Genomic DNA, 20,935 nt, shown 5'->3' on the forward strand with positions numbered 1-20,935 from the left:
GGTCACCGCTATATATTCATGAATATAGCGCAAGCCATAACAGGCCAGTCATGAGAATGTCGCATAACTGTTATTGGATTTCGGATGCGGCGTTCGAGGCGGGAGACGGTGATGCCGACGCGCCGCCCGGGCCGTTCCATTCCCCCGGCACACCGGGAATCGTGTTGCCATACGGTGCGCTGGCGGGCGCCTGATACTCCGGCTGCGCCAGTACCGCCGACGCGACAGGTACCGGCAGCGGCCCGCTATCGCTCGCGGCCTCCGGCGTCGACACCGTCGGACTCGTTGGCGCGGGCGCCGGTGCAGGCGCCGCCGGACGCTTCACCGTCGCCTTGGTCTTCGGCTCCGGCTTTTTCGCGAAAAGGCTTGTCACCCAGTCGGAAGCACGCGTCCACAGATCGCTGTACCAATGGTGGTTATCCGGCGCGTCGAACTTCGCACTGCCGTCAATGACCTTGGCACGCAGGGCCCGTGAGAATACGTCCCCCACGATCGGCAAGGCGCTGTGCGCCCCCTGCCCCCAATAGTCGCTACGCAACGTGATTCGACTGTCGTTGAACCCGACCCACGCACCGGCCACCAGTTGCGGCTGCATGAGGATGAACCAGCCATCGGTGTTGTTCTGCGTCGTCCCGGTCTTGCCCGCGACGTCGGCACGAATGCCGAATCGCGTGCGAATGGCGTTGCCCGTGCCGCGATTGATGACGCCGCGCATCGTATCGAGCAACGTGTAATCGTCGTCCCTCGAAAGCGCGCGTTCGGGACGCGCCGGCGAGAACGTCGCCAGCACCTCGCCCTCGCTGTTCGTGATTTCCGTCACCATCGTCGGCTCGCGATACTCGCCGCCGTCCGCGATGGTGCCGTAAGCCGCCACCATCTCCTTGAGCGAGACCGGGCTCGTGCCGAGCGCCAGCGAGGGCACCGGGTCGAGCTTGCTCTCGCGCACGCCCATCGCACGCGCCAGCCCGACGACACGTGACGGTCCGACATCCTGCATCAACTGTGCCGTGACAGTGTTGCGCGACTGCGCCAGCGCGTCGCTCAGTTTCATCGGCCTGTTGGTCGGGGCCGTGTCGTCGCTGGGACGCCAGATCTCGCCCCCGGCAAGCGGGATTTCGACCGGCTGATCGACGATCGTGTCATCCGGCGAGCGGCCCTTGATAAACGCCGCGCCGTAGACGAACGGCTTGAATGTCGATCCCGGCTGGCGACGTGCCTGCTGAACGTGATCGAACGGGTCCGTCGTAAAGTCGCGGCTACCCACCCACGCACGAATCTCCCCCGTACGCGGATCGACAGCGAGGAACCCCGCCTGCAAACGTGTCTTCGTCGCGCGCAGGTTCTGCATGAACGTCTTGTCGGCGAACAGGCGCTTCATGACCGCTTCAGGCGCTTCACCCGCCGCAACCGCGTTGCGATACTCCGCCGACTCCCTCACAAACGTCTGCACGAGTGCCGTGCTGTCACGCCAGCCGCCGCGCGCCGACCAGTTCGCATCGGCAATCGTCTGCAACTGATTCGCCTGACGCGTGAGCGCCTGCGTCGCCATCGTCTGCAAACGCGAATCGATGGTGGTGTGCACCACCAGACCGTCGGAGTAGATGTTGTAGTCGTTGCGATCCGCCCAGCCGATCAGCCATTTGCGCAGTTGCTGCGCGAAGTGCGGCGCGGGGCCGGGTTCTTCCGTCTGACGCTCGAAGTCGATGCGCAGCGGACGCTTTTGCAGCGCGGCGAGTTTCGACGCATCGAGATCGCCGAACTTGACCATCTGCGCGAGCACGGTGTTACGGCGTTGCAGCGCCCGCTCGGGATTGATCACCGGGTTGTAGTAGCTGTTGCCCTTGAGCATGCCGACGAGCGTGGCGGCTTCGACGACATCCAACTGATCGGCCGACTTGTCGAAGTAGGTGCGGGCAGCCATTTCGATGCCGTACGCGTTGTACAGGAACGGCACCGTGTTCAGGTACGTCTCGAGAATCTCGGGCTTGGTGTACAGCGCTTCGATCTTGAGGGCCGTGATGGCTTCCTTGATCTTGCGTGTCAGCGTCGGGGCACGACCGATATCGTCGGGGTACAGATTACGCGCGAGCTGCTGCGTGATCGTCGAGCCGCCCTGACGATCGCCGGAGAACGTACGAAGCGCCGCCCCTGCCGTGCGCTTGAGGTCGATGCCGTGGTGCTCGTAGAAGCGATGGTCTTCGGTCGACACCAGCGCCTTCACGACATTGGGCGACACATCCTTGAGCGACACCCATTCGCGATTCGACGGCCGGAATTCGGCGAGTACTTTGCCGTCGGCAGACAACACTTGCGCGGGCTGGTCGATCTTCGCGCGCCGGATATCGCGAATGCTCGGCGTGAACGGAATCAGGATCAGCGTGTAGGCGACGAGCAGACACGGCAACGCGGCAATGGCGATCAGCACCCCGCGGCGCGTGGGGTGACGCAGGTGATACCAGCCGCGTGCGGCGTAAGGATGCAGCGGCTGCAACAGTCGCAGACCATACCGGCCCGCCTGGGCGACGGTCTGCAACAACGATGAAAACAGCGACGAAATCGGGCGCTTCACGATGAGGGACAGCGTGGCAAAGTCCGCATCCTACCAAAACCGGCAGGCCTGCCCGGCGGACGAGCGATGAGGGCCGTGTCGGCATCGGCCGGGACCGATGTCTCTCGCCGACACACGTCGACCATCGCCATGACATTGTCGTGGGTCGGAATCACGTGTCACAACGCCGCACCTCACCGCGTTCGCGACAGTTTGTCGCACACGGCGCTCGCGTTTCCCCTTGCTTGACGCGCATCAAATTCGGCAACGCCGCAGGCTTCTACCATCGCTCGTGCTCACTCACGACTTTGGAAAACATCATGAAGCACTCACTCGGCGCCGCGGCCATCGCAGCCGCACTGGTTGCCGGGGCCGGCCTGTTCAGCGCACCGGCCGCCGCGCAAAGCCCCACGCCCGACACCCCGAAGACCTTCGGCTTCATCAAGGACAGTTCACAAGGCATTTACGCCGGAGACATCCTCGCCCGCGTGCGCGCGATCGGCATCATGCCCGACTCCCACGCAAGCGGCAGCGTGCTGCCGACGCTCGGCGTCACGGTGAACAATGCCATCGTGCCGGAGCTCGACTTCACGTACATGATTCTCGACAACGTCGGCGTCGAACTCATTCTGGGCATGTCGCGTCACCAGCTCACGTCGAACCTCGGGCATCTGGGCGGTGTCAACGTCCTGCCGCCGACGCTGCTGTTGCAGTACCACTTCAATCACGCAGGCAAGGTCCGTCCGTATGTCGGCGCGGGGATCAACTACACGCGCTTCTGGAATAGCAATCTGAACGCGGGCGGCACGCCCATCGACATCAAGAACCACAGCGTAGGTCCGGCCCTGCAAGCCGGGGTCGATATTCAGATGACGAAAAACCTGTTCTTCAACATCGACATCAAGAAAATCTGGATGAAGACGGATACCTCGCTCGCAGGCACTGATCTCGGCACCCTTCACATCGATCCGCTCATCGTCGGCGTCGGTGTCGGGATGAAGTTCTGATAGCCGGTGTAGGGCGCCACGCGCTGGGGGGCCGTGGCGCCCTCTTTTTTGGTTCCGGGCGTCGATGCGTCAAATTGTCGCGTCCTCCCTACATGCGAACGCAAAGCATTTACGCCGCAAGACGACAGCACCTACAATGCCTGGTTCCCTGAGCGCCGCGCTTATCCGATAGCGTCATCACGTTATCGCGTCATCGCGCGACGCCTTCGGTTTCGCCAATTTCCCTGAACCCGGCCAAGGCATGCGCAAGCTCCGTCAGCATCGCGTCGCAATCGGGATCGCCCTGCTGGCGATCCTGCTGGCCGCGCTCATGCCTGCGATTGCGCAATGGCGTGCCGCCATGCAGCAGGACCCGTTTGCGGTCTATTGCACGGTGCAGGGCACGCAAACGGCACAAACGGCGCTCGGGACGAAGACCACGCCGCGTGCTGACGCCCAACGTCAGCCGACGCACGACGGGCACACTGGTCACGACGACGCCCAGGCGCCGCCCGCACAGGCCCAACCGGCGGGCCTGCATAGCAGCCACGGTGGCGCAGACCATTCCCTCGCCTCCGAAGACCACTGGGAAAAGTGCGGCTATTGCGCGCTCTGGGCGCATCAACCGCTCGTCACAACCGATTTTCATACCCCCCCGCCTGCCGCGCAGACTGGCATCGCTGCCGCCCCCCGGGCACCGGTGTCGCACGATCCGCGCGCCCGTTTCTCCGACGCCTTAGCGCGTGCCCCGCCGTCTCTCTCCGCCTGATCGTTACTGCCTCCGCGCATTGCCTGTCGATGCCGGTGGCGTCTGTCGTGCGCACTGAGTTCCGATAGCTCGCGTTGTCGTGCGCGCATCCCGCGTGGATGTGCCGCATGCCGCGCCTGCCAGGGACACATCAGTTGCGCTCGTCACCCCACGTTCATCAGGCGACCGTCGTACGGTCGCGAGAGAGACATTCATGTCACGTTCCACGACGCAGAAGCCGTTGCAAACGGCCATCGCGCTCGCCCTGGCCTCGCTGGGCAGCACCGCACACGCACTCACTAACGATCCGGCAACCACCGGTCTGAGCGTCGCCGTCGATGCGACGCACGCCTCGACGCACACCGGCAAACACACTGACAGTTACACGACCGCGTTCGTACCCGGCGCAGCAGCGGCTGCGCCGACGGAAGCGTCCCCGCTACTACTGGCGCAGACGACCGTCCCGGCCGCTCCGGGAAGCGCCGCTGCCCCCGTGGCGACGTTGCCCGCCACAAACGTCGTAGCGCCCGCGGAATCGCTCACGTCACCGAGCGTCGAGGAGCAGAGGGCCAACCTTTTCCAGACGGCGGGTTCGGTCGGTTTCGTCGACGCCGACAGCTACCAGAACACTTACGCTTTCAACCTGCGCGACGTGTTGAAGGACAGTCCCGGCGTGTTCGTGCAGAACCGGTATGGCCAGGAGTTGCGCGTGTCGATTCGCGGCTCGGGCATTGCACGCGGCTACCATGTCCGTGGCCTCGAAATCCTGCAAGACGGCATTCCAACGAACTCGGCCGACGGCAGCGGCGATTACTACCAGATCGACCCGATGGGGCTGCGCTCGACCGAGATCTACAAGGGCGGCAACGGCCTCACCTACGGCGCCACGACGCTCGGCGGCGCACTCAACTTTGTGACCCCCACGGCCTACACCGCAGAGGCGCCCAACCAGTTCCGTCTCGAAGGCGGCAGCTTCGGCACCGTGCGGGCCAGTGGCCAGATGTCGCGAATCTTCGGACCGCTCGACGCGCTGGCCACCGTCACGCTCAACCGCTCGGACGGTTACCGTGACCACGCCAAAGGCAACTACGCCCAGATCAACGCCAACATCGGCTATAAGTTCTCGCCACGCGTGGAGACGCGATTCTTCTTCGGCGCGTACATCGTCGATCAGAAGCTGCCCGGCACGTTGTCTCTGTTCGACGCGCTCAACAATCCCACGAAGGCCGCCGCTTCGGCCGTCTCCGGGGATCAGGCGCGTAACACCCGCACCGAGCGGCTCGGCAACCTGACGACCATCCGGTTCGACGTCGGCCAACTCGACATCGCCTCGTGGGTCATTCACAAGAGCCTGTACCACCCGATCTTCCAGGTCATCGATCAGGACGGCTGGACCTACGGCGTCGCACCGCGCTACACCGCCAACCTGACGCTTGCGGGCATGCGCAACGACCTGATCGTGGGCGCGCGCTTCTTCGGTGGCAACACGAAGGCGGATCAGTATGTGAACGTGAACGGTAATCGCGGCGCGCAAACGCTCGACTCCCGTCAGAGTGCCTACAACTACGAAGCGTATTTCGAGAACCGTCTGTTCTTCCTGCCCACGCTGGGCCTGATGGTCGGCGCCAAGGCCTATCGCGACGTTCGTCAGTACATCGACTACGGGGGTCTGCCGGGGGATGCGAATTACCGGTCGACAAGCGCCGCCTACTCCGGCGTCAACCCGAAGATCGGCCTGATCTGGGAGCCGCGCAAAGACATCCAGGCTTTCATCGACGTGACGCGCAGCGCCGACGTGCCGGACTTCACCGACCTCTCGCAAACCTTCGGGGCGACATCGCGCTTCGTGCCGCTGGCTTCGCAGCATGCGTGGACGATCGAAGCCGGCACCCGAGGCAAGCTCGATCGCGTAGCGTGGGACGTCACCGCCTACCGCTCGCTCGTGCGCGATCAACTGCTTCAGTACACGACGAACCCTGACGTTCCGGCGTCCACGTTCAACGCGAACAAGACGGTATTGCAAGGCCTTGAAGTCGGTGCATCTGTCGATTTGTTAAAGAACGTCGTGGCCACCGGCGATCGCATCACGCTGTCGCAAATCTGGAACTACAGCGATTTCCGTTTCCGCGACGATCCGCAATACGGCAACAACCGCATCGCCGGCGTGCCGACGCAAGTGCTGCGCACGACCCTGGGTTACGCGCTCACGAACCGCTTCCAGATTGCGGCATCGCTGGACTGGGTGCCGACCGGCGCGTGGGTCGACTATGCCAACACGATGCGCGTGCCCGGGTACACGCTGATCGGCTTGCAGGCGTCGTATCTGGTGCAACGCGGCGTGACGTTCTACGTCGACGCACGCAATCTGACCGACAAGCGCTACGTCTCGGACTTCAGCACCGTGACCGATGCCCGGACCGCCAACACTGCCGTGTTCTATCCGGGTGACGGGCGCAGTGTGTTCGCGGGTGTCAGGTTCGCGTTTTGATCGATGGCTGGCGCTGGTTCGGCAAGCGCCGGCTGAGGGCATCCGCGATGTGCAACGTCGTTCACGGCGTTGCACGTCGCCCGCTTTCGGTCGACAGGACAACTGGCGTTACATCATGCGACGCAGCGTGTCGTCGCGACGGAAGTAGTGGTGCCATAGCGCCGCCAGGGCGTGCAGGCCTATCACCCAATAAAACGCGCTTCCCAGCGTCTCGTGAATCTCTTTGATGGAGCGGCGCAGTTCAACGTCCTTCCCCACGAACTGCGGCAGCGCGATATCCAGCCCCGGAATCGTGAGGACATGCCCACCTGCGTTTAACGTCAGGTAGCCCAACACCGGCTGCGCGAAGAGGAACGCGTAAAGCAACAAATGCACGAGAGACGACCCCGCACGCACCAGCCATCCCTGACCGGGCAACGCCGCAGGTGCGCCTTTGACAAGTCGCCACAGCAACCTCGGCACCGCCAACACCAGCACGGCAATCCCCGCCCATTCGTGAATCGTCATCGCCAGCGCACGCGGCGCACTCCCTTTGGGCAGGTATCCCTTCGTGATCACCGCGGCATAGGCAACCACGATCAGCAACGCGATCGCCCAATGAAAAAAGATCGCTGGCGGTGCGTAACGCTCGACTGACATGAGCGACGGGCCGAGTGAGTTGAACTTGATCGCTTTGGCCATCTCGTGGGGACTCCTCTGCTATTTGGGGGGTATCTCCCATTATCGCGGTCGTCCCATGTCACGAAAAGGTCGCAAATCGTCACATTTTGTTACTCGAATTCGCTACCGACATTCGGATTCCTCCTTCCCATGGCCAGACGAACCATGCCGACAATATGCCCTCGGCGCTTGCCCGCAAGGGCTTCGCGCTTCATCGATGACCTCCTTGGCCGGCGCGCCTCCGGCCGGCCTTTAAAGCCCCGTTCGCGGGGCTTTCTTTTTTTCGTCGCAACAATCCAACACGTCGGAACCGACATCGCGAGCCGATGCACATCGCGGGAGCCATCACCGAGCCGTCTCGCTGCGGAGCAACATTTGCAATGTGCATCGGCGAAGCCAGCTTATCGCCGCGCTCCGGAAAAAAGCTTGTGAACTATCCGAGAGATCGAGGGTACGAATGCAAAAGCGGAGATGTCCGTACCGTGCCTAGGACGAATCCGAGTCAAAAGATAGGACGGCACCTCGAAGTGTTGCGCGAAGCCCTCAAGGCACTGGTCATCGCTCGACTTGCAGGCTGATAATGATCACAAAAATCCAGGAGGACAGATCATGCGAAACATCACTTTCCCTCAGGGCGACACCGTGCCGGCGCTGGGTCAGGGCACATGGATGATGGGCGAGAAGCCCGAGCGGCGCCGCGAAGAAATCGCTGCGTTACGGCTTGGCGTCTCGCTGGGCATGACGCTCGTCGACACCGCAGAAATGTACGGCGAAGGGGCGACGGAGCGTCTCGTCGGCGAAGCGCTCGACGGGCTGCGCGACGAAGTGTTCCTCGTGAGCAAGGTCTATCCGCACAACGCGTCGCGACGCGGTGTGATCGCCGCCTGCGAGCGAAGTCTCGCCCGCTTGCAGACCGATCGCATCGATCTCTATCTGCTGCACTGGCGTGGCGACGTACCGCTCGAAGAAACGATTGCCGGCTTCGAAGCCCTGATCGACGCCGGCAAGATCCGCCAATGGGGCGTGAGCAACTTCGATACGGACGACATGGAGGAGCTGTTCGACGCGCCGGGCGGCGACGCATGCGCCACGGATCAGGTGCTGTTCAATCTCTCGCGACGCGGCCCCGAGTACGATCTGGCGCCGTGGCTCGCCGCCAGAAAGCTGCCGATGATGGCGTACTCCCCCATCGAACAGGGCCGGTTGCCGACGAGCGGCGTTCTGGGTGACATCGCCCGCAAACGTCACGTCGAACCGTTGCAGATTGCGCTCGCCTGGGTGTTGAGCCGACCGGGCGTCATTGCCATCCCGAAAGCCGGATCGGAAGCGCACGTCCGCGCCAACCGGGCGGCGCATGACATCGCGCTGACGGCCGAAGAACTCTCGCTGCTCGATCATCACTTCGAGGCGCCGTCGCGCAAGCGGCCGCTGGAAATGATCTGATCGGCGGCAAACTACGAAGCGCTCGGTTGTAGATGCGCGAGGCAGTACACTAGGCGTTTCCGAATTTTTGCAGGACGGCTTCATGAGCGATTCGCATCCCGTCGTCGTTATCGGGGGCGGTTTGGTCGGCGTATGTACCGCCGCCTATCTTCAACGTGCCGGGCACCGCGTCACCATCGTCGATCGGCAATCGGCGCGACAGGCCGCCTCTCTCGGTAACGCCGGTTGTATCAATGGCTCGTCGGTCGTTCCTATCGCCATGCCCGGCGTGCTGTGGCAAGTGCCGGGTTGGCTGATGCAACCGGATGGACCACTGGTGCTGCGCTGGCGCTACTTGCCGCGTATGGTGCCGTGGCTCGCGCGCTTCGTCGCGGCCAGTCAGCCGGCCCGAGTTGCCGCACAGGCCCGCGCGTTGCGCGCCCTGCTCGGCCCGGCGCTCGACGCCTATCAGCCACTGCTCGACGACGCCGATGCCAACGATCTGGTCACGCGTCGCGGCTACCTGATCGCCTACTCCAGCCAGAGCGGCATGACGGGCGACGAAGGCGGCATGGCGCTGCGCCGTGACAACGGCGTGCAAATCGAAACGCTGGATGCGAGCGCACTGCGCGAATTCGAGCCGACGCTATCCAACGATTTCATCGGCGCACGCTATATCAGCGAGACGGGGCACACGTCCGATCCCGGCGCGTTGCTTGCCCGTCTGACGGCGCAGGTGGTGGCGCGTGGCGGTCGTGTCGTCGATGCCGGTGCTACGGCGATCGAGACCAACGGCGCACACGCCGTTGCGGTGCACACCGACAAGGGACGCGAGGCCGCGAGCGCGGTCGTGGTTGCCGCTGGTGCCTGGTCGGCACCGTTCGTACGTCAGTTGGGCGACAGCATCGTCTTCGATACCGAGCGTGGTTATCACGTGGAAATCCCGGCACCTGACGAAGTGCCGTCGCGCCCGGTGATGTGGGCTGAGGGCAAGTTGTTCGCCACGCCGATGGCCGGTCGCCTGCGTGGTGCGGGGACGGTCGAACTCGCAGGTCTTCAGGCGCCGCCGAACTGGCGACGTGCCGATCTGCTGCTGGGCCAGCTTCACAAAATGTTCCCCCGCGCGGTGCAAGGCGTGAAGTCGACGCAGTCGGTCGAGGGCGCGCGCTGGCAGGGTTTCCGTCCGAGCACGCCTGACTCTTTGCCGGTGCTCGGTGCCGCATCGAAGGTGCCCAACGCTTTCTACGCCTTCGGACACGGGCACGTCGGGTTGACGGCCGCCGCGTCCACGGGGCGCACGATCGCAGGGCTGGTGAGCGGCGAGCGGCCGACGATCGACCTCTCGCCATTTTCTATCGGGCGCTTCCGGTAATCGTGCGATATCGTAGCGTCGAAGCGTTACGGAAGCCGCGCTCGCTGGCGTCTCAATCCTTCCAGACGGACGCCACGATATCGCACGAGCGCAAGCGCAGCGCCGGGTCGTACATATCGGTGACGAGCATCAGCTCATCGGCTTGCGTGCGCTCGACGAGATCGGATAAGCCCGCTTTCACGCGCTCCGGCCCCCCCACGACAGCCACGCCGAGGAACGCTTCCACCGAGTGCTGCTCGGCCGGATCCCAACGCGCGTCCATGTCGTGCACGGGCGGCTGCAACTTCAGGCTCTGTCCGCGCATAAGCGCCAGAATCTTCTGCTGCGACGACGTCGCCAGGAATGCCGCCTCCTCATCGGTCGGCGCGGCAATCACCGGCGCACCGACCATGACATACGGCTTGTCCAGCACCGCCGACGGGCGGAACAGCTCACGGTAGATTCGGATCGCGTCGAAAAGGAAACGCGGCGCGAAGTGCGACGCGAACGCGTAGGGCAGTCCCAGATGCGCAGCGAGTTGCGCGGAATAGAGTGACGATCCCAACAGCCAGACCGGGATATCGCTCCCGGCGCCCGGCGTCGCGACAAGCCGCTGCCCAGGCTGGGCCGGTGCGAGCAGCGCACGCAGCTCGGCCACTTGCTCGGGAAAGTCGTCGCCATTGCCCAGCCGGTCACGACGCAATGCGCGCATCGTCGCCTGATCCGCGCCGGGCGCGCGCCCCAGCCCCAGATCGATGCGGCCCGGGTACAGCGCCGCCAACGTGCCGAATTGTTCCGCGATGACCAACGGCGGATGGTTGGGCAACATCACGCCGCCAGAGCCCACCCGGATACGCGACGTCTTGTCCGCCACGTGACCGATCAGCAGCGAGGTCGCCGAACTCGCAATGCCGTCCATGTTGTGGTGCTCGGCCAGCCAGAACCGCGTGAATCCCAGACGTTCGACGTGCTGGGCGAGTTCCGTGGATTGTTTCAGGGCTTCGGCCACCGTGCCGCCGGCGCGCACCGGCACCAGATCGAGCAACGAGAGGGCTGTCTTCGACAAACTGCTCATGGGGTTCTCCGTTAGCTTGTGCGCATCGCCCCGCCGTCGACTCCGGGATCACTCACATGGGGTGACGCGCACTATCGCCACAAAGTATAGTGACGAAGGGTCGAAATCCCCAGTAGGCACCTTTTAGTTGAATAGTCACCATTTGGTTACCATGAACAATCGCGAACCCTTCGTTTTCGAGGAAACCTGCGTGCCGCGTCGCGTGCTGGAGCTCTTCAGCGTGAAGTGGACGAGCATGGTCCTCTACGCATTGCAGTGCGGCACCACGCGCACCGGCGAGTTGCAGCGTCGGCTGCCGGGGATCTCGAAGAAGATGCTCACCCAGACGCTGCGCGAACTGGAGCGCGACGGGCTGATTCACCGGGAGGTGTACGCCGTCGTGCCGCCCAAGGTCGAGTATTCGCTCACCCCGCTTGGCGAGCTGTTCATCGAACCGATCGAGATGCTGTACCGCTGGGGCAACCAGCACGCCGACGTGCTCGCGCAACTGAGTCTGCGGCGCGGCAGGCCGTTGCAGGCGGAAACGAGCAGCGAAGACGACATCGACGCCTACGCAAACCCGTAACCCTCACATCGTTCCCATCGGCGGATACGGCAGCGTTCTTCCCTTCATCGCTGCTCGGCATGAACATTGCGTCATTCCGTCCCTACGGTGCGCAAGGCACGCGCACGACGTCACCGCTCACATCCCGCCATGTCGACACCAAGACGCCAAGGCGACTCGACGCGAGGTTGCCCAATTCATATTTATCTGAGACAGTGGTCATGTTGCAGCGCAAACTGCGTACCCCCTGCAACCGTACTCTCGTAACGAACCCCGCGGCCAGCGCCTATCTGTGCAGTGCCGCATCGCCGAGGGACTATGCCACGCTCCCAATCCCCCAAGCGGGCGCAGCACGCCACCCGCACCGCTAACGCGACCCGCACGCCATCTGGTGCGCGCGCCACTGGCCGCACCGCACTCCCGATCGATCTCGCCCTTCAGGGCGGTGGCGCGCACGGCGCGTTCACCTGGGGGGTGCTCGACCGTCTGCTCGAAGCGATCTCGCACGACACGGCCAACGCGCCATTTCGCATCGAAGGCATCTCGGGCACGTCCGCAGGCGCCATGAACGCTGCCGTGCTGGCCACCGGCTACGCCCGGGGCGGTCCCGACGCGGCACGCGGCGCCCTCGAACAGTTCTGGCGCGACGTCGCCCACGCGGGCCGATTCAGCCCGTTGCGCCGCACACCGCTCGACATCGTGCTAGGCCGCTGGTCGCTCGACAATTCGCCGTTCTTCATGTTCTTTGATCTGGCCGCGCGCGTCGTCTCGCCATACGATCTGTCGCCGCTCGAATTCAATCCGCTGCGTCGTCTGCTGGCCGATCACATCGATTTCGACGGCATCTCCCAAGCCGGTCAGACGAACCCCATCCAACTCTTCATCACCGCCACCAACGTGCGCACCGGACGCGGCCGTGTCTTCCGCAACGCCGAGATCACTCCGGACGTGCTGCTCGCCTCGGCCTGCCTGCCCATGCTCTATCGCGCCGTCGAAATCGACGGCGAACCCTACTGGGACGGCGGCTACGCGGGCAATCCGTCGATCACGCCGCTGGTGCGCGAAACGGTGTCGTGCGACACGATCCTCGTGCAGGTCAATCCGGTCGAGCGTCACGAAGTGCCTCGCTCCGCACGCGAGATCCTGAACCGCGTGAACGAGGTCTCGTTCAACGCCACGCTGCTCAAGGAACTGCGCATGATTGCGGTGTTGCGTAAGGTCGTGGATGCGGGGAGCGAGGAGGGCAAGCGCTGGGCGCAAATGCGTATGCACCGGATTGCCAGCAGCATGATGACGACGCTCGGCTACTCGTCGAAGCTCTCGGCCGAATGGGATTTCCTCGTGATGTTGCGCGACGAGGGACGCCGCTGCGCCGATACCTTCCTGCGCGAGCACGGTGCCGATCTCGGCCGCCGGTCGTCGCTGGACCTCGATCCGTTCCAGGAGGCCCTCTGAATGGAGCTTGCCGGCATTCTGATCGGCCTGGCGCTACTCGTCTGGCTCGCCTATCGCGGATGGAGCGTCCTGCTGCTCGCCCCTGCGGCCGCCATGCTCGCGGCCGCACTCTCCGGCGAGCCGATTCTCGCGCACTGGACGCAAACATTCATGCAGAACGCGGCGCGCTTCGTCGCGCAATTCTTCCCGTTGTTCCTGCTCGGCGCGCTCTTCGGCAAGCTGATGGAAGACAGCGGTGCGGTACGGGCCATCGCCGCGTTCCTCACGGACAAACTCGGTGCACGTCGCGCGATGTTCGCGGTGGTGCTCGGTGGCGCGCTGGTCACCTATGGCGGCGTGAGCCTGTTCGTGGCGTTCTTCGTACTCGCGCCCATGGCACACGCCCTCTTTCGCGAGGCGAACATTCCGGTGCGGCTGATGCCCGCAGCGATCGCGCTGGGCACATCGACCTTCACCATGTCGGCGATGCCCGGCACGCCTGCCATCCAGAACGCGATTCCCATGCCTTTCTTCGGCACCACGCCGTTCGCGGCGCCGGGACTGGGGCTGATGGCGTCCGCGATCATGCTCGGCGTGGGCCTGTGGTGGCTCACATGGCGTGAAGCGCAAGCGCGTAGCGCCGGCCACGGCTACGCGCAGACGGAAGTCTGGGACAAAGCCGCCGACCCGACCGTGGTGCGCGAGCGTGCCAGCGTGGCGCGCGAGTTCGATCCGGCCGAAATCGAGCAGGGACACCGCAGCGACGCCTTGCCGGGCATCCTCACCGCGGCGTTGCCGCTGATCGTGGTGATCGGCGCGAACTTCGTGATGAACGTGATCGTTTTCCCCCGGCTCGACGCCAGCTTCCTCGCCGAGCCGAGATGGGGCGGCATTACGTTGCAGAGCGTGGCGGGTGTCTGGGGCGTATGCGTGGCACTGGCCAGCGCCATCGTCGTGCTGGTGATACTGCAATGGCGACGTCTGCCCGCACTGCGCAAGACGATGGACGCCGGCGCCAATGCCTCCGTGCTGCCAATCATGTGCACGGCGAGCCTCGTCGGCTACGGCGGTGTCATTGCCGCACTGCCGGGTTTCGAACTCGTGCGCGACTGGGTGTTGTCCATCGATGGCGGCCCGCTCGTCTCGCTCGCCCTGTCCGCGAACCTGCTCGCGGCGATCACGGGTTCGGCGTCCGGCGGCCTGACGATCGCCCTCGACGCGCTCGGCCCGGCGTATGTCAGTCTCGCCGCACAGCACGGCATCGATCCGGCGCTGATGCACCGTGTGGCGGTCATCGCATCCGGCACACTCGACAGCCTGCCGCATAACGGCGCCGTGGTGACGCTGCTCGCGGTGTGTGGCAGCACGCATCGTGATAGCTATCTGGATATCGTCATGACGAGCATCGTGAGCGCATTGATCGCGCTCGTCGCCGTCATCGTCGTCGGCTCATTGGTCGGGACGTTCTGACGCCACGGCGTACGTCCCCGGAAACCACGACGTCCACGCCCGTCAGCATTCGCAATGCGCAGAGACCAACGCGGACGAAAAAAATGGGCCGGTGCAATACCGGCCCACGCGACATCTCATGCATTTCGGCGCCATCCGGCGCCTGCAAGACGCCTTAGCGATCGAGCAAACGTCCCAGACGCATCATCGTCACATTCACGCCGAGATGACGCATCGACGGCTGCACGATCACGCAGTTGTCATACGGCGTGACGATGACCTCATCGCCGTCGCGCGCGATTTCGGTGCCGGCCTTCTCGATCACTTCGAGCCCCGTGAACGGTTGCGAGAAACGGAAGTCCATCGAACGCGCCACGACCGGCTGCGTGATCTCGACAAACTTCTGCGGCCCGGTCGTTTGCGTCAGGAACTGCGCGACGTCTGCCTGCGCGACCACACCCGCATGCAGCAGGAATCGCGCGGCGCTGTCGAGCGCCACATCGCGTGCGCTCCTGGCGAAGTGCTGGCCCGTTTCGATGAGCAGTGCGTTCTTCGGGCTGGCCGGATCGCCGAAGCCGCCGTAGTCGCGCATACGCGTGCCATTGGCATGGCCCTTGTCGATGATCACGTGCTCGGGCGTGCCAAGCTCGGCGGCCAGCGCAATCGCCTTCTCCAGCGGGCCGGTCATCATCAGCGGCGCCGAGGCTTCGTGCATCGAATGAATGTCGAGCAGCAGATCGACCGTATCGATGAACGGACGCATGGCGCGTGCGCGCGTCAGTTCGCGGCTTTGACGCTCGCCGTCGAGCGTCGACGCCGTCCAGACCCGGTTCATGTCTTCGTCGAGAAAACGCGTGGCGTCGGCGTTCTCGGCGCTGAATTGCTCGTAGGCGCCCACATTGCCGAAACCGAGCGACAAGCGCCCCGTAACGGGACGCAGGCCCGACGCCAGCAGCGAATCGACGGCAATCGCGCCGCTGACTTCGTTGCCGTGGGTGAGCGCGAGAATCATCACGTGCTTGCCGGGCTTGCCGCTATCGAACGTGTGCAGATAGTCGATGCCGGTATTGCCCTCGCGCCAACGGGTGATGTCGGGGAACGAGACTTCGATGGGGTACGCCGGCAAGGCGGCGCGAATCGCTTCGAGCGTGGTCATGGATAGTGCTCCGCAGGGATGCCACAAAAAAGGTGACGACGTCGCGCAAGGGGAGAGGCGGACGTCGTCGTTGCGGCTGAAATCAGTGCATCGGATGGGGGTGCGAATGCGCGTCAGGCACGCTTCAGGCCTTCGTGGCGCGCGGCGACCCGTGCGTCACACCTACAATCTTGCCGGCTCGCACGCGACGGCCGAGCGCGGTAACGGCGGCGATGCTGAGCACGGCCGTCGTCATCACATAGAAGCTCGGGGCGAGCTTGTTATGCGTAGCGTCGATCAGCCAGGTCACGATCAGCGGGGCGAAGCCGCCGAACAGCGTCACCGAGAAGTTGTACGACAGCGCCAGTCCGGTCCCGCGCGTGCTCGTCGGGAAGATGTCGGCGAGCAGCGCAGGCAGCGGCGCCAGGCTCACGGCGATGAGCAGACCAACCAGCGCCTGCACGAAGAGCAGCGTCTGGAACGTCGGGTAGCGGTTGAGCAGGACGAACAGCGGGTACGTCGTCGCACCCACGGCGATGAGCGCCCAGAGCATCACGCGAATACGGCCGAAGCGATCCGACATGTGGCCCACGACGGGCGCGGCAATCATCAGCATCACGCCGGTCACGACCGCGCCGATGAACGACGACGTCGCCGGGATATGCAGTTGCTTGACGGCGTACGTCGGCATGTACAGCTTGTGCACGTAGTTGAACGCGGTGGCCGCAGCAACCACACCGGCGCCGAGCAGCATGTTGGCGCGGTCACGGCCGAAGACTTCGCGCAGCGGCGACTTCTCGCGTTGCTTCTCGCCGAGCTTCTTGAAGTCGGCGGTCTCGTCGATGTTGCGGCGAATGTAGAGGCCGACCGGTCCGATGAGCAGGCCCACGGCGAAGGCAATACGCCAGCCCCATGCGCTCAGTTGATCGGCGGTGAGCAGCAGGCTCAGCAGTGCGGAGACACCGGCGGCGAGCACCGTCGCGAGACCTTGCGTGGACATCTGCCAGCTCGCGAAGAAACCGCGACGCTTGGCATCGGCGTGCTCGACCATGAATGCCGTGGCGGCGCCGAACTCACCGCCCGTCGAGAAGCCTTGCAGCATGCGCGCGACGATGATCATGAGCGGCGAGAGGATGCCGATCTGCTCGTAGGTCGGCGCGAACGCGATCATGGCGGTGCCGACCATCATCAGGCCGATGGACACCGTGAGCGACGCCTTGCGGCCAGCGCGGTCGGCGTAGCTGCCGAGAATGATCGAGCCCAGCGGGCGCGTGACGAACGAGATCCCGAACGTGCCCACGGAGAGCAGCAGCGAGGTGGTCGCGTCGTGCGAGGGGAAGAACAACTGGCCGATCACGATGGCGAAATAGCCATAGATCAGCAGGTCGTAGAACTCAAGTGCGTTGCCGATACTCGCCGCGCAGATTTCGCGCCACGGGTTATGGGGTTTGGTGTTACCGGTCATGCCTGCTCCTCTGGATCGCTGGCGTTGAAAATCGATATGTCGACGCCCGGAAGCGCGCGTGCGCACGCCGGGCCGTCTGCCAGTCTCAGGAAGCGGAGTGTAGGCGGCGGAAAATGCCGCTTCGTGCCGTTTCGGCACGCAGAGGTGCTGATTGGGTGCTGATTGGGTGCTGATTGGGTGCTGATTGGGTGCTGATTGGGGTCAGAGGGTCGCCGCAGGCCCCCCATGCACCTCCCGCGCCAGCTCCAGCCAGGCACGCGCGGCCGAAGACAGGTGCGTGTGACTGCGCCATGCCAGCGAAATGTGCCAGTCCGTCTGCGGCTCGCGTAACGGAACCAGCACAATGCCCGGATGCCGATGTTTGAGCGCCAGCATGCGCGGCAGGAAGGCCACGCCCAGTCCCGCTGTGACCAGATCCACGATGAAATCGATTTGCCCGCTTCTGGCCGTCACGCGCGGCACCACGCCTTTTCGTTCACACGCGGCCATGATGATGCCGTTCAGCGCAAAACCTGCTTCGAAAAGGATGAAAGGCGCGTCCGCCAGCGCCGTGAAATCGAGCCATTTTCGTTTGGCGAGCGCATGCCCCGCGGGGAGCACCACGACCAGCGGTTCCTTGCGCACGGCCTGATACTGGAAATGATCGGCCACCGGCAGCAGCAGCGCCGCCAGTTCGACCTCCCCGTCCTCCAGGCACTCGCGAAGACGCTTGCTGCCATGCTCCGTCAACGCGATGTCGATGTTGGGATAGCGTTCGCGATAGGTCACGAACATCTGCGCGAACAGCACGCCGCATCCCACCGGCGGCAGTCCCAATCGCAAGGTGCCCCGCTTGAGCCCCCGCAGATCGTCGATCTCGTCGATCATGTCGCGACGCTCCGCCAACAGCGACAGCGCCCGGCGATAGACGATCTCCCCGGCATCCGTCAGCTCGCTGCGGTGCCCGATACGACTGAGCAACGGCACGCCCAACTCGTCTTCGAGCGTCCTGACGGCCTTACTGACGCTAGACTGCGTCAGGGACACCACTTCGGCCGCCTGCGAGAACCCGCCCTGGCGTACCACTTCGACGAAGGTTCGTAATGCTCTCAGATTCATAACTATTCCAAATCCGACTGAATATCAGAACGAAAAGTCATTTTATCGGGGTATCGGTTGCCGTATCTTGATGCCCGTCCAGCGCAGTGTCCCGAGCCGTCAGGGCTCGAACTCAAAAATATTCGATGGGGAATCGCGTCATGATCATTTCTTCGGCGTCCGACTACCGGGCAGCGGCCAAATCGAGGCTTCCACGTTTTCTGTTCGACTATATCGACGGCGGTGCGTACGCCGAGCACACCCTGCGTGCCAACACGGCCGATCTGGCCGGCATCGGGCTGCGCCAGCGTATCTTGCGCAACGTCGAAAACCTGAGCCTCAATACGACCCTGTTCGGTCAGCCGCTGGCGATGCCGATCATCATGGCGCCCGTCGGATTGACCGGGATGTTCGCGCGACGCGGGGAAGTCCAGGTCGCGAAAGCGGCCGCGAGCAAGGGCATCCCCCTGTGCCTCTCGACCGTAAGCGTGTGCTCCATCGAGGAAGTCGCAGCCCAAAGCCCGCAACCGATCTGGTTCCAGTTGTACGTGCTCAAGGATCGCGGCTTCATGAAGAACGTGCTGGAGCGCGCCCGTGACGCCGGTGTCCGCAACCTTGTCTTCACCGTCGACATGCCCACGCCCGGCGCGCGTTATCGCGACGCCCACTCGGGGATGTCCGGGCCGTTTGCCGCGTCGCGCCGAATGCTTCAGGCGATGACGCGCCCCCACTGGGCATGGGATGTCGGCCTGACCGGCCGTCCGCACGATCTGGGCAACGTGTCGAAGTACCTGGGCAAGCCGGTATCGCTGGAAGACTACATCGGGTGGCTCGGCAACAACTTCGATCCGTCGATTAGTTGGAAGGATCTCGAATGGATTCGGGATTTCTGGCAAGGCCCCATGATCATCAAAGGCATTCTGGACCCCGAAGACGCCAAGGACGCCGTGACCTTCGGGGCGGACGGCATCGTGGTCTCCAATCACGGCGGCCGCCAGCTCGATGGCGTGCTGTCCACGGCGAAGGCGCTGCCGCTCATTGCCGATGCCGTTGGTGACGACCTCACCGTGCTGGCCGACTCGGGCATCCGCTCGGGACTGGACGTCGTTCGCATGCTGGCGCTCGGCGCGAAGGGCTGCCTGCTCGGGCGCGCCACCGCCTACGCCCTGGCCGCAGACGGACAACGCGGCGTGGAGAACATGCTGGACATCTTCGCCAAGGAAATGCGCGTGGCGATGACGCTGACCGGCGTGACGTCGATCGACGCCATCGACAGGAACTCGCTGGTCCTCGGCAACCCGTGAATCCCGCGTCTTAACGACGACAACCCGCGCGCGATACCGCCGACGCATCGAACCGGCGCGGCGGTCCACGGGCATCGGCGACGAAGCAAGTATCATGACGAAATTGATGTCACTCGATTATCTGTCTGCTTCGTGAGATGAGTTCGAAACCCGATTCTCTGCCGTCCGGCGAGCCGGTGCGCATGGCCGATGTCGCGCAACTGGCCGGCGTCTCCAAAATGTCCGTGTCGCGCGTGCTGACAGGCCAACATGTCAGCGACGACATCCGCACGCGCGTGATGGATGCCGTGCGCAAGACCGGTTACGTCGCCGACGCCGTGGCCGGCGCTTTCTCGTCGGGCCGGACCAACGTCATCGCCGTGATCGTGCCGTCGCTCTCCAGCTCGAACTTCGCGGAGACCGCACGCGGCATCAACGATGTCGTCGAGCAACGAAATCTGCGCCTTTTGCTCGCCAACACCGAATACCTGCTGGACCGGGAAGAAGAACTCGTGCGCGCGTTGCTCAGTCATCAGCCCCGGGGCATCGTCGTGACGGGCGGCAAGCACACGACAAAAACGCGGGCGATGCTCAAGCAGGCACGGATTCCCGTCATCGAGATGTGGGAAATTCCCGCTCGCCCGATCGACCGCGTCGTGGGCTTTTCCAACGCCGATGCCGCGGCGGCAATGATGCGATACCTGTACGAACGAGGCTATCGTCGAATTGCGTTCGTGAGCAGTGCCTCCCATCTCGATTTGCGTGGCGTGGCGCGCCGCGACGGCTATCTGAAAGCGGTGGAAGATGCAGGCATTCACGCACCGCGCGAGATCACGCACACGGAATGGACCACGGACATGGCCCACGGTGCCGCGATGGGCCACGGCGGGGCTGCGCTGGAGGAAATTCTGAGCCGTTGGCCCGATACCGACGCGATCATGTGCACGAGCGACATTCACGCGTTCGGGGTCATCATGGCCTGCCATCGTCGCGGGCTGTCCGTGCCCGGCGATGTCGCCGTGGCCGGTTTCGGCGACTTCGAACTCTCGCGTCACTGCTATCCGACCATCACCACGGTGTCTGTCGACGCCTATGGCATCGGCCATTCGACGGGAGAGTCGCTGCTCGCCGCGCTCGACCAGTCGGAAATGCCCAACACGTCCCGCCGCGAAATTGCCCGGGTACGTCCGGAGCAAAAGGACATACCCGGCCTCGTACGGATTCCGTACGAGATCATCGCCCGCGAAAGCGCCTGATCTCGCCTGACCTC

General features: G+C 64.1%; 16 protein-coding genes. 10 read left to right on the top strand and 6 right to left on the bottom strand.

Annotated features, from left to right (window positions below):
- Nucleotides 1–70: 70 nt before the first annotated feature.
- Nucleotides 71–2,500, bottom strand: a complete 2,430-nt coding sequence (locus C5N93_RS14340) for a transglycosylase domain-containing protein (protein ID WP_242559926.1) — start codon at nucleotides 2,498–2,500, stop codon at nucleotides 71–73.
- A gap of 368 nt (nucleotides 2,501–2,868) precedes the next feature.
- On the opposite strand from C5N93_RS14340, the gene C5N93_RS14345 reads away from it, so the two are divergent.
- From C5N93_RS14345 to C5N93_RS14355, 3 genes are all read left to right on the top strand, one after another.
- The gene (locus tag C5N93_RS14345; RefSeq protein WP_242559789.1) at nucleotides 2,869–3,555 is read left to right on the top strand and encodes an OmpW family outer membrane protein; all 687 of its coding nucleotides are present in this window, start codon (nucleotides 2,869–2,871) and stop codon (nucleotides 3,553–3,555) included.
- Between the two features lie 241 nt (nucleotides 3,556–3,796).
- A complete protein-coding gene (locus C5N93_RS14350; protein WP_242559790.1) occupies nucleotides 3,797–4,303 on the top strand; it encodes a DUF2946 family protein in 507 nt (168 codons plus the stop codon).
- Nucleotides 4,304–4,496: 193 nt separating this feature from the next.
- Nucleotides 4,497–6,770 (top strand): TonB-dependent receptor, encoded by a 2,274-nt coding sequence (locus C5N93_RS14355; protein WP_242559791.1) that lies wholly within the window; start codon nucleotides 4,497–4,499, stop codon nucleotides 6,768–6,770.
- A 108-nt stretch (nucleotides 6,771–6,878) separates the two neighbouring features.
- Here the strand turns inward: C5N93_RS14355 and C5N93_RS14360 are convergent, their stop codons facing one another.
- Complete coding sequence (locus tag C5N93_RS14360; RefSeq protein WP_069340179.1) at nucleotides 6,879–7,451, bottom strand: cytochrome b; 573 nt, start codon at nucleotides 7,449–7,451, stop codon at nucleotides 6,879–6,881.
- 588 nt (nucleotides 7,452–8,039) lie between these two features.
- Here C5N93_RS14360 and C5N93_RS14365 point away from each other — a divergent pair.
- Both C5N93_RS14365 and C5N93_RS14370 read left to right on the top strand, forming a co-directional pair.
- The gene (locus C5N93_RS14365; RefSeq protein WP_242559792.1) at nucleotides 8,040–8,873 is read left to right on the top strand and encodes an aldo/keto reductase; all 834 of its coding nucleotides are present in this window, start codon (nucleotides 8,040–8,042) and stop codon (nucleotides 8,871–8,873) included.
- Nucleotides 8,874–8,955: 82 nt separating this feature from the next.
- Nucleotides 8,956–10,224 carry an FAD-dependent oxidoreductase gene (locus tag C5N93_RS14370; RefSeq protein ID WP_242559793.1) on the top strand — a complete coding sequence of 423 codons (1,269 nt, stop codon included), beginning with the start codon at nucleotides 8,956–8,958 and terminating at the stop codon, nucleotides 10,222–10,224.
- A gap of 52 nt (nucleotides 10,225–10,276) precedes the next feature.
- Here C5N93_RS14370 and C5N93_RS14375 read toward each other — a convergent pair whose 3' ends face one another.
- A complete protein-coding gene (locus C5N93_RS14375; protein ID WP_242559794.1) occupies nucleotides 10,277–11,278 on the bottom strand; it encodes an LLM class flavin-dependent oxidoreductase in 1,002 nt (333 codons plus the stop codon).
- Between the two features lie 151 nt (nucleotides 11,279–11,429).
- Here C5N93_RS14375 and C5N93_RS14380 point away from each other — a divergent pair, with 151 nt between their 5' ends.
- From C5N93_RS14380 to C5N93_RS14390, 3 genes are all read left to right on the top strand, one after another.
- Nucleotides 11,430–11,843, top strand: coding sequence for a helix-turn-helix domain-containing protein (locus C5N93_RS14380; protein ID WP_242559795.1), 414 nt, complete (start codon nucleotides 11,430–11,432; stop codon nucleotides 11,841–11,843).
- A gap of 297 nt (nucleotides 11,844–12,140) precedes the next feature.
- On the top strand, nucleotides 12,141–13,277 hold the full coding sequence (locus tag C5N93_RS14385) for a patatin-like phospholipase family protein (protein ID WP_242559796.1): 1,137 nt from the start codon (nucleotides 12,141–12,143) through the stop codon (nucleotides 13,275–13,277).
- Nucleotides 13,278–14,726, top strand: coding sequence for an SLC13 family permease (locus tag C5N93_RS14390; protein ID WP_242559797.1), 1,449 nt, complete (start codon nucleotides 13,278–13,280; stop codon nucleotides 14,724–14,726).
- 154 nt (nucleotides 14,727–14,880) lie between these two features.
- Here C5N93_RS14390 and C5N93_RS14395 read toward each other — a convergent pair whose 3' ends face one another.
- The 3 genes from C5N93_RS14395 to C5N93_RS14405 form a co-directional block, all read right to left on the bottom strand.
- Entirely contained in the window at nucleotides 14,881–15,861 is a 981-nt protein-coding gene (locus C5N93_RS14395) for a M14 family metallopeptidase (RefSeq protein ID WP_242559798.1), read from the bottom strand.
- Between the two features lie 124 nt (nucleotides 15,862–15,985).
- On the bottom strand, nucleotides 15,986–17,305 hold the full coding sequence (locus C5N93_RS14400) for an MFS transporter (RefSeq protein WP_242559799.1): 1,320 nt from the start codon (nucleotides 17,303–17,305) through the stop codon (nucleotides 15,986–15,988).
- A 201-nt stretch (nucleotides 17,306–17,506) separates the two neighbouring features.
- A complete protein-coding gene (locus C5N93_RS14405) occupies nucleotides 17,507–18,403 on the bottom strand; it encodes a LysR family transcriptional regulator (RefSeq protein WP_242559800.1) in 897 nt (298 codons plus the stop codon).
- A gap of 140 nt (nucleotides 18,404–18,543) precedes the next feature.
- Here C5N93_RS14405 and lldD point away from each other — a divergent pair, with 140 nt between their 5' ends.
- Together lldD and C5N93_RS14415 are read left to right on the top strand one after the other, a co-directional pair.
- Nucleotides 18,544–19,686, top strand: a complete 1,143-nt coding sequence (gene lldD, locus C5N93_RS14410) for an FMN-dependent L-lactate dehydrogenase LldD (RefSeq protein ID WP_242559801.1) — start codon at nucleotides 18,544–18,546, stop codon at nucleotides 19,684–19,686.
- A gap of 137 nt (nucleotides 19,687–19,823) precedes the next feature.
- Nucleotides 19,824–20,921, top strand: coding sequence for a LacI family DNA-binding transcriptional regulator (locus C5N93_RS14415; protein WP_242559802.1), 1,098 nt, complete (start codon nucleotides 19,824–19,826; stop codon nucleotides 20,919–20,921).
- Nucleotides 20,922–20,935 lie beyond the last annotated feature (14 nt).

Origin of the sequence: Pandoraea sp. LA3 (assembly GCF_022696215.1) — a bacterium.
Taxonomy (GTDB): Bacteria; Pseudomonadota; Gammaproteobacteria; order Burkholderiales; family Burkholderiaceae; genus Pandoraea; species Pandoraea capi.